Genomic DNA, 11,959 nt, shown 5'->3' with positions numbered 1-11,959 from the left:
GCTGGAACTGATGGATGTGCTACACCAGTGCGTTGTCGTAACTCTTGCCCACTACGGGGAACTTCCGCATTTCTCCGACGAGAGCACACATCCCACCGGCGCCGGCGAAAGTCACATTGACCGCGGCCATGAGCCGGTCGTACTGCTCCGTGAGTTCCCGATACCGCTTGACCATTGCAGTCAAGCGCTCGGCCGCATAGGCCGCGCCGACGAAGGAGCCGGCGATGCCGACACCAGAGGCTGCCATCGCGGTGGAGGCGGCGGCTGAGATGGCGACCTGAATTCCCCAGTCGCAGAGTTCCGCAACGCCTCCTTTCACAGTTTCGGCGAACGAAAAGACGAGCGTGGCCACGTTGTGGTATCGGTCCCGAAGGTCATGGAAGGCCTCGCACGCCGATTCGAGTTTTCTCGCCGAGTTGTCGAAGTACTTCCATGCGGCGTCCGCGGCGTTTCCGTGCCACGTGATGCCGAGCACGGAATTTCCGTGGCGGATGTTCGCGGCCATGTCCGCGCACGCGTTCCCGAGACAGTCCCATGCGTCGGCACAATCGGCGTAGCTCTGCCAGTCGCCCGCGAGCCAGTTGGCGATGAGCCCGAGGACGTCCCAGCCGAAAGCCAACTTGAGGCCTTCGTTCGCCAAGGCGGACACACTGCCGAAGTCGAGCAGACTTCCCGCAACTTTGTTGGCGGGCGCGAACTGGAGTTCCGCCAGGTGCCCCTGGAGCCAGCCGTCCGCGCCGCCGGGCGGTTTGAGGCGGCTGACGGCGTCACGAACGTCCCGGAACGACGCACCGCCGCTCGGGCGGACCCTGAGGACGGCGGAGGGCTTCGCAGCCGGATAGGTCGCATCGATCTTGCGTGCCTGCTCCAGGTCGACCGAGTCGTACCAGACGGCGGTCTTCTTCAGCTCGCCCACCGAGGCGCCGAGGACCGTGTCGAAGCGGCTCAGGACGTCGCGGGCGTCACGCACCCGCTGTGTGTGATCACCAAGGGCCCAGTTCCAGAGGTCCCCGACGAACGAGGAGTCGATACCGGTGGTGCGATCGAGGTAGGCGCGGGCACTCCCACAGTCCCCACCAGCCCTGTGCACCAGCCCCGCATAGCCGACCAGGTCCTCCGACTTCACCGCCAGCGTCATGCTGGCCTCAGCCCCGTGCGTTCCGCCCTCATGAGGGCCCGTTCCGCCGTCAGTTGCCAGTCGCCGCTCCGCGCCAGCGCGTCTCGTTCCCTGTCCGGCATCACATTCCAGCTCTGGCGGAACTCCTGCCCCCCTTCGATGAGCGCCTCCGCGTAGGCGGAGATCCGGGTGGCCTCACGCAGCCCCACCCGCCCTGCCAGCACCTCCTGAGCCATCTCTTTCAGAACGGGCCCGGCGTCGCCCTGTCGGAACACCTCCATGGCCTTACGTAAGAGGCGTTGCTGGACCGGATCGTCGGTCAGGTCCATGTGCGCGGCTCCGTCGAGCCGTTGCGTTTTCTCGGTGGTCACCAGAACTCCTCGGTGCGTTATCGCAGGAAGCGGCACATTAGCGATGCCGAACGCTGCGAAACGCACACCGGGAGAGCAGGATCGCCGCAGGTCGCGGCGGGGTCCCAAGGGGCCCTTGACCGGGCCGGGGTGCGCGGCTCATCCGATCGGGCGAGGCGTCAACTCCCGGCAGGGGGAGGTGAATCGGCGGGGCGGATCAACCCCGCCCCTGAAGATAGTGATGGAGCACCCCGGCCAGATCGGTGCACCACGTCGGTACCTGTGACCGGCGCCGAGCCCGCACCCGGCATACGTAGAGGTGCCCCTCCAGCGTCACCGCGGTCACGGACAGCCCCGCGTCCAACGGCTGGAACTGCACCGTGCGCACGGCCTCCCAGGGCAGCTCGACGCTGTGCGGGCCCTGCTCGAAGTGGACGCCCTCGGAGTCGATCACCAGCCCGTTGTACTCGTCCGCGGCCACGAACTCGGGCCCGGCCGGGGGAGCGGGCGGCGTCGGGTCGAACGTCGGTGGCGGCGGCCCGAACCCGCCCGCCGCTCCACCCTGTTGCCCGTACTCGTACCCGTGCGTCACGCCACCCGCCCCGCTCCTACCTAGCGACCCGTACGCCCCTCATCCCACCACCTCGACCTCGTAGAAGCACAAGTGGTCCTTGATCGCACTCACTTCGGACTTCGGCTCCGGATACGACCAGACCAGGTCGGCGGCGTCCGGAAGCGACCAGTAGGAGGCCGTTCCCTTGAAGGGGCAGTACGTAGTGGTGTCCGACGGCGCGAGGAACTCCGTGCGGACGTCCTCCGGCGGGAGGTAGTAGCGCACGGGACACCCCGTCTCCCGCAGCAGGAGCGGCCGCGCGCTCTCGGCCAGCACCTGCCCGTCCCGCACCACACGCACCCGCTGCGAACCCTGCTCGATCGTGATCGTGTGTCCTTGAGTCATACCTGGTTCAGCGCCTCTCGCCGCGGGGTTCTTCCCGGCCTGACCATTCCCTTCCCTCGACCATGACCGTTCCTTCGGCCAGTCCTTTGCCGACCCGTCGCGGACCGGTACTCCCGACGGATGACTCCGTCGGCCGGGTCGTACCGTGGACCCCATGAACATCTGTGTCTTCCTCTCCGCCGCCGACCTCGACGACCGCTACACCCGCCCCGCCCGCGAGTTCGCCGAGCTGCTCGGCAAGGCCGGGCACACGCTCGTGTGGGGCGGGTCGGAGAGCGGGCTGATGAAGGTCGTCGCGGACGGCGTGCAGGAGGCCGGCGGGCGGCTCGTGGGGGTCTCCGTGGACTTCCTCGCCGCGAAGGCGCGGCAGAACGCCGACGAGATGGTCATCGCCAAGGACCTCGCCGAGCGCAAGGCGCTGCTCCTGGAGAAGGCCGACGCCGTCGTGATCATGGTGGGCGGTACCGGGACGCTCGACGAGGCCACCGAGATCCTCGAGCTCAAGAAGCACGGCAAGACCGACAAGCCGATCGTGCTGCTCAACTCGGCCGGCTTCTACGACGGCCTCAAGCAGCAGTTCCGGCGCATGGAGGACGAGGGCTTCCTGCCGATCCCCCTCACAGACCTGGTGTTCTTCGCCGAGGAGCCGGTCGGTGCCCTCGCCTACCTGGAGGAGTCGCAGGGCATCGAGTAGTGCGAGCATGGCGGGCATGGCTACACATGTGATCACCGGTGCCGGTTCCGGCATCGGCGCCGCCGTCGCCCGCCGTCTCCACGCGCGCGGGGACGAAGTCTTCCTCCACGCGCGCGATGCGGGCCGCGCCAAGGAGCTCGCCGCCGAGTTCCCCGGCGCCCGGACCCTCGTCGGCGACCTCTCCGACCCCGACAAGCTGTCCTGGGCGTTCTCGCACCAGACCCTGCCGGACCGCATCGACTCGCTGCTGCACATCGCCGGCGTCGTCGACCTCGGCCCGGTCGGCGAGCTCACCCCCAAGGCATGGCGCCACCAGCTCAACGTCAACCTCGTCGCGCCGGCCGAGCTGACCCGCCACTTCCTGCCGCAACTCCGCGTCGCCCAGGGCCACGTGATCTTCGTGAACTCCGGCGCGGGGCTCAACGCCCACGCCGACTGGTCCGCCTACGCCGCCTCCAAGCACGGCCTCAAGGCCCTCGCGGACTCCCTGCGCCAGGAGGAGCACGGCAACGGGGTGCGCGTCACGTCCGTCTACCCCGGGCGGACCGCCAGCGCCATGCAGGCCAAGGTGCACCAGCAGGAGGGCAAGGAGTACGACCCGTCGCGCTGGATCGACCCCGAGTCCATCGCCACGACGATCGTCATGGCCCTCGACCTGCCCCGCGACGCGGAGGTCAACGACCTGACGGTGCGCCCGGGCCGCTGACCGGCCCCGCATCGTTCCCGGACCGGGACACCGCCCGCCGGAGGCGTTACGTACCCTTCCTGAGTGAGTGAAAAGAGCGACTTCAGGTGGGGGCCGGCCACAGGCGTCGGCTCGATGCCCGGCGGTGACGCCCGGGAGGCGGCCAAGACCGTCACCGGGTCCTTCGAGGACTTCCCCTTCCTCGCCGAGCTGCCCGCACGCGGTCCCGGCGCCGACATGATCGGCCGGACCGCCGGGCTGCTGGTGGACCTGTACGCGCGCGTGGAGCCCAGCGGCTGGCGCATCGGCGACCGCCCGGGCCGCGACACCAAGCGCGCCAGGTCGTGGCTCGGCGAGGACCTCGACGCGCTCGAGGAGTTCACGCAGGGGTACGAAGGCCCGCTCAAGGTGCAGGCCGTCGGGCCGTGGACCCTCGCCGCCGCACTGGAGCTGCGGAACGGCGAGGCCGCGCTCTCCGACCCCGGCGCCTGCCGTGACCTCGCCGGATCGCTCGCCGAAGGCCTGCGCGCCCACCTCGCCGACGTCCGGCGCCGCATCCCCGGCGCCCGGATCGTCCTCCAGCTCGACGAGCCCTCCCTCATCGCCGTCCTGCGCGGACAGATCAAGACCGCCAGCGAGTACCGCACGCACCGCGCCGTCGACCGCCAGCTCGTCGAGAGCGCGCTGCGGGACGTCCTCGGGGTCCATGAGGACGGGCCCGTCGTCGTGCACTCCTGCGCCCCCGACGTGCCGTTCGCCCTGCTGCGCCGGGCCGGAGCCGACGCGATCTCGTTCGACTTCTCCCTGCTCACCGAGCGTGACGACGAGACGATCGGCGAGGCCGTCGAGGCAGGTACCAAGCTCTTCGCCGGTGTCGTGCCCGGCGTGGACGGCCCATTGTCGGACCCTGCCGGTAGCGTCATGGGTGTCAGGACGCTGTGGCGCAGGCTGGGGCTGAATCCGGGGTCGCTCGCGGAGTCGGTCGTGGTCACCCCGTCGTGCGGTCTCGCGGGTGCCTCACCCGCGTACGCCCGCGCGGCACTCGCCCACTGCGCCCGGGCGGCGAGATCACTCGCGGACAACCCTGAGTGACCGGGGACCGAAGGCAACGGGAGGACGAGACGGTGGCTGCCGGAAAGGCTGAGCAGGCCGGACAGGCCGAGAAGATCGACCAGGTCGCACAGCAGAGCGCCGTGCCCGCCGAGACGCGGGACGAGCACGGCCGGCTGGCCGAGCAGATCGAAGAACACCGCTTCCGCTACTACGTGAACGACGCGCCGGTCGTCTCCGACGCCGACTTCGACAAGCTGCTGCGCGCCCTGGAGGCGCTGGAGGAGAAGTACCCGGAGCTGCGCACCCCGGACTCGCCGACCCAGAAGGTCGCGGGGGCCTACCAGACGGAGTTCACGTCCGTAGAGCACCGCGAGCGCATGCTCTCCCTCGACAACGCCTTCGACGACCTCGAACTGGCGGCCTGGGCCGAGCGCGTCGCCAAGGACGTCGGCGCTCCCGGCTACCACTTCCTGTGCGAGCTCAAGGTCGACGGCCTCGCGGTCAACCTCACCTACGAGGACGGACGACTGACGCGCGCGGCCACGCGCGGCGACGGCCGCGTCGGCGAGGACATCACGCCGAACGTGCGCACCATCGCGGAGATCCCCGACCGCCTCAAGGGCGACCGTATCCCCGCCCTCGTCGAGATCCGCGGCGAGGTCTACTTCCCGATGGAGGAGTTCGAGGCGCTCAACGCACGGCTCGTCGAAGCCGGCGACAAGCCCTTCGCCAATCCCCGTAACGCGGCGGCGGGTTCGCTGCGCCAGAAGGATCCGCGCGTCACCGCCACCCGCCCGCTGCACATGGTCGTCCACGGCATCGGCGCCCGCGAGGGCTTCGACATCGACCGCCTGTCGCAGGCGTACGACCTGCTGCGCGAGTGGGGCCTGCCCACCGCCCAGCACAACAAGGTGGTCGACGACCTCGACGGCGTACGGAAGTTCATCGCGTACTACGGAGAGAACCGGCACTCCGTGGAGCACGAGATCGACGGCGCGGTCATCAAGCTCGACGAGATCCCGCTCCAGGGCCGCCTCGGCTCCACCGCGCGCGCCCCGCGCTGGGCCATCGCCTGGAAGTTCCCGCCCGAAGAGGTCAACACCAAGCTGGTCAACATCCGCGTGGGCGTGGGCCGTACCGGCCGTGTCACACCGTACGCGCAGGTGGAGCCGGTGACGGTGGCGGGCTCCGAGGTCGAGTTCGCGACGCTGCACAACCAGGAGGTCGTCAAGAAGAAGGGCGTCCTGATCGGCGACACCGTCGTCATCCGCAAGGCCGGTGACGTGATCCCCGAGATCCTCGGGCCCGTCGCCGACCTGCGCGACGGCAGCGAGCGGGAGTTCGTGATGCCCGCCGAGTGCCCCGAGTGCGGCACACCGCTGCGGGCCATGAAGGAAGGCGACATCGACCTGCGGTGTCCCAACGCCCGCACGTGCCCCGCCCAGTTGCGCGAGCGTCTCTTCTACCTCGGTGGCCGTCAGTGCCTGGACATCGAGAACTTCGGGGCGGTCGCCGCCGCCGCGCTCACCGCGCCGCTGGAGCCCGCCGAACCGCCGCTCACCGACGAGGGCGACCTCTTCGACCTCGTCATCGAGCAGCTGCTGCCCATCAAGGCGTACGTCCTCGACCCCGACAGCGGTCTGCCCAAGCGCGACCCGAAGACCGGCGAGGACAAGGTCGTCACGGTCTTCGCCAACCAGAAGGGCGAGCCGAAGAAGAACGCCGTCTCGATGCTGGAGCACATCGCGGCGGCCAAGGACCGCCCGCTCGCCCGCATCATCAACGGCCTCTCCATCCGGCACGTCGGCCCCGTCGCCGCCGAGGCGCTCGCCCGCGAGTTCCGCTCCATCGACCGCATCGACCAGGCCACCGAGGAGGAGCTCGCCGCGACGGACGGCGTCGGCGGGATCATCGCCGCGTCCGTGAAGCAGTGGTTCGCCGAGGACTGGCACCGCGAGATCCTGCGCAAGTGGCGCGAGGCCGGCGTGCGCATGGAGGAAGAGGGCGGGGGCGAGGACGAGGGGCCGCGGCCCCTCGAAGGACTCACCGTCGTCGTCACCGGAACGCTGCAGCGCCACACGCGCGATGGTGCCAAGGAGGCCCTGCAGACCAGAGGGGCCAAGGTCACCGGTTCCGTTTCCAAGAAGACGTCCTTCGTGGTCGTCGGGGAGAACCCTGGGTCCAAGTACGACAAGGCCATGCAGGTGAAGGTTCCGGTTCTGGACGAGGACGGGTTCGCCGTGCTCCTCGACCAAGGCCCGGAAGCGGCCGCCGAAGTGGCACTTCCTGCTGAAGAACCGACCCCGGAGTAGCGGTTGAAGGCCACCCGTTCGGCGCATACCAGATGCATACGGGTGGCCGGGTCGCATTCGGGCAACCGCGCTCGGGCGCATCCGTCTGGTGCCCGTGGAAGCCTTCTGCGGCCTACTGTTGAGGGTGTGCGCCTGCCGAGTCCTGCTGCGGATGGGGCAAATCCCCCGGCTCTCCGGAGCCGGAGGAGCGGGCAGTGGACGTGGGCACCGCCGGCTGTGAGAGGGACGGGAATGGAACCGACCGAGAGCGCCGCTGCGGACTCACGGCTGCGCCCGCGACGACGTGCGCGGCGCGGGACGACTCATGACGACGGGGGCGACGGCGGCGAGAGCGGTCGCGGGGAGAACGAGCGCGGTGGTGTGGTGAACTGGCGCAATTGGTGGCGCGAGGCGGGACGGGGACTCCTCGGACCGCGCGGAGACCGGATCCGGACGGCCCTCGACCGTACGGGCGGGGCCCGGGGCCCTCACACCCCGGCGACCGGCCCCGGCGGCGCGGTCGCGCCCGGCGGCGAGCGTCGCTCGACCGGAGCACGGACCACGGGCGGACCGGCCCCGCTCGGCGTGACGGCCACCGGCACGGCATCGCCCGGGGGCGGTCACGTCGGCGCGGCGACGCCGGCCCACAACCAGCACACCGGACAGGCCGACAGCACCTCCCGGGCCGCCGCGCTGCCGCTGCTGCCCGGCGCGATCGTCACCCTCGCCGCGGTCGTCCTCGGCGCCGGGTTCTACCGGGCGTTCACCGGCGACCACGCCCTCTTCCCGTCCGGCACCGTCGGCTGGTCGCTCGCCGTCCTGACCGGCATCATCGTCGGCCATCTCGTCGCGCTCGGCCGCGACCGCTGGTGGGGCGGCACCGCATCCGGCGCCGCCCTCACCCTCGCCGTGCTGCTGCTGTACGGCTGGGTGCCCGCCGGGATGGTCAGCCTCACCGTCGTCGTGCTCGTCGGCATCGCCCGCCGGCACCGCTGGCGCCAGGGCGTACTGCACGGGGCGATCGACATCCTCGGGATCGGCGCCGGCGCCCTCGTGCTGGCCGCGTTCGGCCGCGTACCGTCCGTCGAGGCCCCGTGGGAACCGGAGACCTGGAACTTCTACGCGGTGCCCGAGGTCGTGCTCGTCGCGGCCGCGTATCTGCTGGTCACCCGTGGTCTGCTCTGGTACGTCCACGCGCCGCGCCCCTCCGGCCTGCCGACGGTCGCGCGCACCGCGCTGGTGCGGCAGGGCCTGGTCGGAGTCGCGCTGCTCGGCATCGCCCCGCTGGTCTGCGTCGTGGCGATCGCCCTGCCCGTACTGCTGCCGCTGTTCGCGATCCCGCTGATCGCGCTCGACTCGACGCTGTGGATCGCGCGGGCCCGCGCCGAGGAGCAGTTGCGCGACCCGCTCACCGGACTGCCCAACCGGCAATGGCTGTTGGAGCGCACCTGGACCGCGCTCGACGACGCCGAGCGGATCGGGGCGCGCAGCGCGCTCATGCTGATCGACCTCGACCGCTTCCGGTCGGTGAACGACACGCTGGGGCACCTCGCCGGTGACCGGCTCCTGCTGCAGATCGCGGATCGGCTGAGAGCCGCACTGCCGCGCGGGGCGGAGGCCGCGCGCCTCGGCGGCGACGAGTTCGCCGTGCTCCTCCCCGTCGCCGACTCCACGACGTCCGCGTCACGCGTCGCCCGGAACCTCGTCGCCGCGCTCGGCTCACCGCTGGACCTGGACGGGCTGACGCTGGTCCTGGAGGCCAGCGCCGGGCTCGCCGTCTTCCCCGACCACGCGCTCGACGCCGAAGGGCTGCTGCGGCGCGCCGACGTCGCGATGTACCAGGCCAAGCGGGACCGCACCGGCGTGGAGGTGTACGAGTCGAAGCGGGACTCCAACACCCCCGACCGGCTGGGCCTGTTGGGCGATCTGCGGCGCGCGCTCGACGCCGGGGACGTGGAACTGCACTACCAGCCGAAGGTGCGGTTCGACGGACAGGTGGCCGGCCTCGAAGCGCTCGTACGGTGGGTGCATCCCGAGCGAGGGAAGGTTCCTCCGGACGAGTTCATCGCCATCGCCGAGTCCTCCGGGCTGATGCCGCACCTGACCGAGTACGTCCTGGAGACGGCGCTGGCCCAGGTGGCGCGCTGGCGTGCCCAGGGGCTGCACGTGCCGGTCGCGGTGAACGTGTCGCCCAGAGACGTGCACACGCCCGGGTTCGCGGGCGCGGTCGCGGCGCGGCTCGCCCGGCACGGGGTCCCGGCCGGATCGCTCCAGCTGGAGATAACGGAACACGTGCTCCTGGAGGACCCGCAGCGGGCCGCGGACACCCTCGCCGGGCTGACCGGCCACGGCGTAAAGATGTCCCTGGACGACTTCGGCACCGGCTACTCGTCCCTCGTGCACCTGCGACGGCTCCCGGTGAGCGAGCTGAAGATCGACCGCTCGTTCGTGGCCCGGCTCGCCGTGGACAACGAGGACGCGGAGATCGTGCGCTGCACCGTCGACCTGGCCCATTCGCTCGGCCTGCTGGTCGTCGCCGAGGGCGTCGAGGACGACGAGACGTGGGAGCGGCTGCGGGACCTCGGCTGCGACGCGGTGCAGGGCTGGCTCGTCGCCGCCGCGATGCCGCCGGACGAGACGACGGCCTGGCTGCGCGCCCGTGGCTCCCGCGGCTGGCAGCGGACGCCCGCGGCGCTCCCGGCGGCCAAGGGCGACGACCCTCATCCGCTGGGCTGAGGGCGCCCGCGCAGGGGAGACCGTCACGTGAACGGCGTACGCCTCGGGCCGAGCCGTTCGCGTGGGCCCCGAAGCCGGCGACCAGGAGCGCCGGTCGCCGGTCCCCTGTGCGCCGGTGTGCGCCGGCTGAATGCGATGGGTGCCGTCGCCGCGAGGCGCGGTGCCGAACCGGACAAAAGGCGCTGAGTCGGCGCCGGGAACAAACCGTTTACCGGGCACGGTGTCGGGCCCCATAGGATTGGGCTCAAACCACACACTCTCACCCCAGAGGATCGCTGCATGCCTGGCATCACGCGCGAGGAGGTCGCCCACCTCGCCCGGCTGGCGCGTCTGGAGCTGAAGCCCGAAGAGCTCGACCACTTCGCCGGCCAGCTCGACGACATCATCGGCGCGGTCGCCCGCGTCAGCGAGGTCGCCGACCAAGACGTACCGCCGACCTCCCACCCGCTGCCGCTGACGAACGTCATGCGCGCGGACGAGGTCCGTCCGTCGCTCACCCCCGAGCAGGCGCTCTCCGGCGCCCCGGCCCAGGAGCAGCAGCGTTTCAAGGTGCCGCAGATCCTGGGGGAGGACTAATCACCATGACGGACATCATCAAGCTCACCGCCGCCGAGACCGCCGCGAAGATCGCTTCCGGCGAGCTCACGGCCGTCGAGGTCACCGAGGCCCACCTGGCCCGGATCGAGGCCGTCGACGAGAAGGTGCACGCCTTCCTGCACGTCGACCGTGAGGGCGCCCTCGCGCAGGCCCGCGCCGTCGACGAGAAGCGCGCCAAGGGCGAGAAGCTCGGCCCGCTGGCCGGCGTTCCGCTCGCGCTGAAGGACATCTTCACCACCGAGGGCGTTCCGACCACGGTCGGCTCCAAGATCCTCGAGGGCTGGATCCCGCCGTACGACGCGACGGTGACGAAGAAGCTGAAGGCCGCCGACGTCGTCATCCTCGGCAAGACCAACATGGACGAGTTCGCCATGGGGTCGTCGACGGAGAACAGCGCGTACGGCCCGACCGGCAACCCGTGGGACCTCACCCGCATCCCCGGCGGCTCCGGCGGCGGCTCGTCCGCCGCGCTCGCCGCCTACGAGGCCCCGCTCGCCATCGGCACGGACACCGGCGGCTCGATCCGCCAGCCCGCCGCCGTCACCGGCACCGTCGGCGTCAAGCCCACGTACGGCGGCGTCTCGCGGTACGGCATGGTCGCGTTCTCGTCCTCCCTGGACCAGGGCGGCCCGTGCGCCCGCACCGTCCTCGACGCCGCGCTGCTGCACGAGGTCATCGCCGGGCACGACCCGCTCGACTCGACGTCCATCGACGCCCCGGTCCCGCCGGTCGTCGAGGCCGCCCGCAACGGCAGCGTGCAGGGCATGCGCGTCGGCGTCGTCAAGCAGTTCCGCGGCGAGGGCTACCAGGCCGGCGTCGTGCAGCGCTTCGACGAGTCCGTCGAGCTGCTCAAGTCGCTGGGCGCCGAGATCGTCGAGCTGGACTGCCCGACCTTCGACCTGGCCCTGTCGGCGTACTACCTGATCGCGCCGTCCGAGTGCTCCTCGAACCTCGCCCGGTTCGACGCCATGCGCTACGGCCTGCGGGTCGGCGACGACGGCACGCACTCCGCCGAGGACGTCACCGCCCTCACCCGTGAGGCCGGCTTCGGCGACGAGGTCAAGCGCCGCATCATCCTGGGCACGTACGCGCTGAGCTCCGGCTACTACGACGCGTACTACGGCAGCGCCCAGAAGGTCCGCACGCTCATCACCCGCGAGTTCGAGGCCGCCTTCGAGAGCGTGGACGTCATCGTCTCGCCGACGACGCCGACCACCGCCTTCCCGATCGGCGAGCGCGCCGACGACCCGATGGCGATGTACCTCGCGGACCTGTGCACCATCCCGACCAACCTGGCCGGCAACTCCGCCATGTCGCTGCCCTGCGGCCTGGCTCCGGAGGACGGGCTGCCGGTCGGCCTGCAGATCATCGCCCCCGCCATGAAGGACGACCGCCTGTACAAGGTGGGCGCCGCCGTCGAGGCCGCCTTCGTGGAAAAGTGGGGCCACCCGCTGCTTGAGGAGGCTCCGTCGCTGTGA

Annotated in this window: 11 protein-coding genes; 7 read left to right on the top strand and 4 right to left on the bottom strand. The window is 70.9% G+C overall.

Translation table 11 applies throughout. The features are described from left to right. Positions 1-19 precede the first annotated feature (19 nt). The 4 genes from ACQUQD_RS12765 to ACQUQD_RS12750 all read right to left on the bottom strand — a co-directional run bounded on the left by ACQUQD_RS12765 (position 20) and on the right by ACQUQD_RS12750 (position 2,425). Complete coding sequence (locus ACQUQD_RS12765; protein ID WP_428952169.1) at positions 20-1,138, bottom strand: hypothetical protein; 1,119 nt, start codon at positions 1,136-1,138, stop codon at positions 20-22. After that, positions 1,135-1,488, bottom strand: coding sequence for a hypothetical protein (locus ACQUQD_RS12760; RefSeq protein WP_428952168.1), 354 nt, complete (start codon positions 1,486-1,488; stop codon positions 1,135-1,137). Before ACQUQD_RS12760 ends, ACQUQD_RS12765 begins: the two co-directional genes overlap by 4 nt. A 196-nt stretch (positions 1,489-1,684) precedes the next feature. Further along, positions 1,685-2,059, bottom strand: coding sequence for a hypothetical protein (locus ACQUQD_RS12755; protein WP_428952167.1), 375 nt, complete (start codon positions 2,057-2,059; stop codon positions 1,685-1,687). 39 nt (positions 2,060-2,098) lie between these two features. Next, positions 2,099-2,425, bottom strand: coding sequence for a DUF427 domain-containing protein (locus ACQUQD_RS12750; protein ID WP_428952166.1), 327 nt, complete (start codon positions 2,423-2,425; stop codon positions 2,099-2,101). 154 nt (positions 2,426-2,579) lie between these two features. On the opposite strand from ACQUQD_RS12750, the gene ACQUQD_RS12745 reads away from it, so the two are divergent. The 7 genes from ACQUQD_RS12745 (at position 2,580) to gatA (ending at position 11,959) form a co-directional block, all read left to right on the top strand. Continuing rightward, positions 2,580-3,119, top strand: coding sequence for a TIGR00730 family Rossman fold protein (locus ACQUQD_RS12745; protein WP_428952165.1), 540 nt, complete (start codon positions 2,580-2,582; stop codon positions 3,117-3,119). Positions 3,120-3,126: 7 nt separating this feature from the next. Continuing rightward, on the top strand, positions 3,127-3,825 hold the full coding sequence (locus ACQUQD_RS12740) for an SDR family oxidoreductase (RefSeq protein WP_428952164.1): 699 nt from the start codon (positions 3,127-3,129) through the stop codon (positions 3,823-3,825). Positions 3,826-3,888: 63 nt separating this feature from the next. After that, on the top strand, positions 3,889-4,896 hold the full coding sequence (locus ACQUQD_RS12735) for a methionine synthase (RefSeq protein ID WP_428952163.1): 1,008 nt from the start codon (positions 3,889-3,891) through the stop codon (positions 4,894-4,896). Positions 4,897-4,928: 32 nt separating this feature from the next. After that, the gene (ligA, locus tag ACQUQD_RS12730; protein WP_428952162.1) at positions 4,929-7,169 is read left to right on the top strand and encodes an NAD-dependent DNA ligase LigA; all 2,241 of its coding nucleotides are present in this window, start codon (positions 4,929-4,931) and stop codon (positions 7,167-7,169) included. 231 nt (positions 7,170-7,400) lie between these two features. Beyond that, on the top strand, positions 7,401-9,884 hold the full coding sequence (locus tag ACQUQD_RS12725) for a putative bifunctional diguanylate cyclase/phosphodiesterase (RefSeq protein ID WP_428952161.1): 2,484 nt from the start codon (positions 7,401-7,403) through the stop codon (positions 9,882-9,884). Between the two features lie 279 nt (positions 9,885-10,163). Continuing rightward, positions 10,164-10,460 (top strand): Asp-tRNA(Asn)/Glu-tRNA(Gln) amidotransferase subunit GatC, encoded by a 297-nt coding sequence (gatC, locus tag ACQUQD_RS12720; RefSeq protein WP_018531282.1) that lies wholly within the window; start codon positions 10,164-10,166, stop codon positions 10,458-10,460. A 5-nt stretch (positions 10,461-10,465) separates the two neighbouring features. Continuing rightward, a complete protein-coding gene (gatA, locus tag ACQUQD_RS12715) occupies positions 10,466-11,959 on the top strand; it encodes an Asp-tRNA(Asn)/Glu-tRNA(Gln) amidotransferase subunit GatA (RefSeq protein WP_428952160.1) in 1,494 nt (497 codons plus the stop codon).

The sequence above is a fragment of the Streptomyces sp. cg35 genome, assembly GCF_050410835.1.
Lineage (GTDB): Bacteria > Actinomycetota > Actinomycetes > Streptomycetales > Streptomycetaceae > Streptomyces.
Note: the sequence above shows the minus strand (reverse complement) of the source record. Positions and strands in the feature narration are given on the sequence as shown.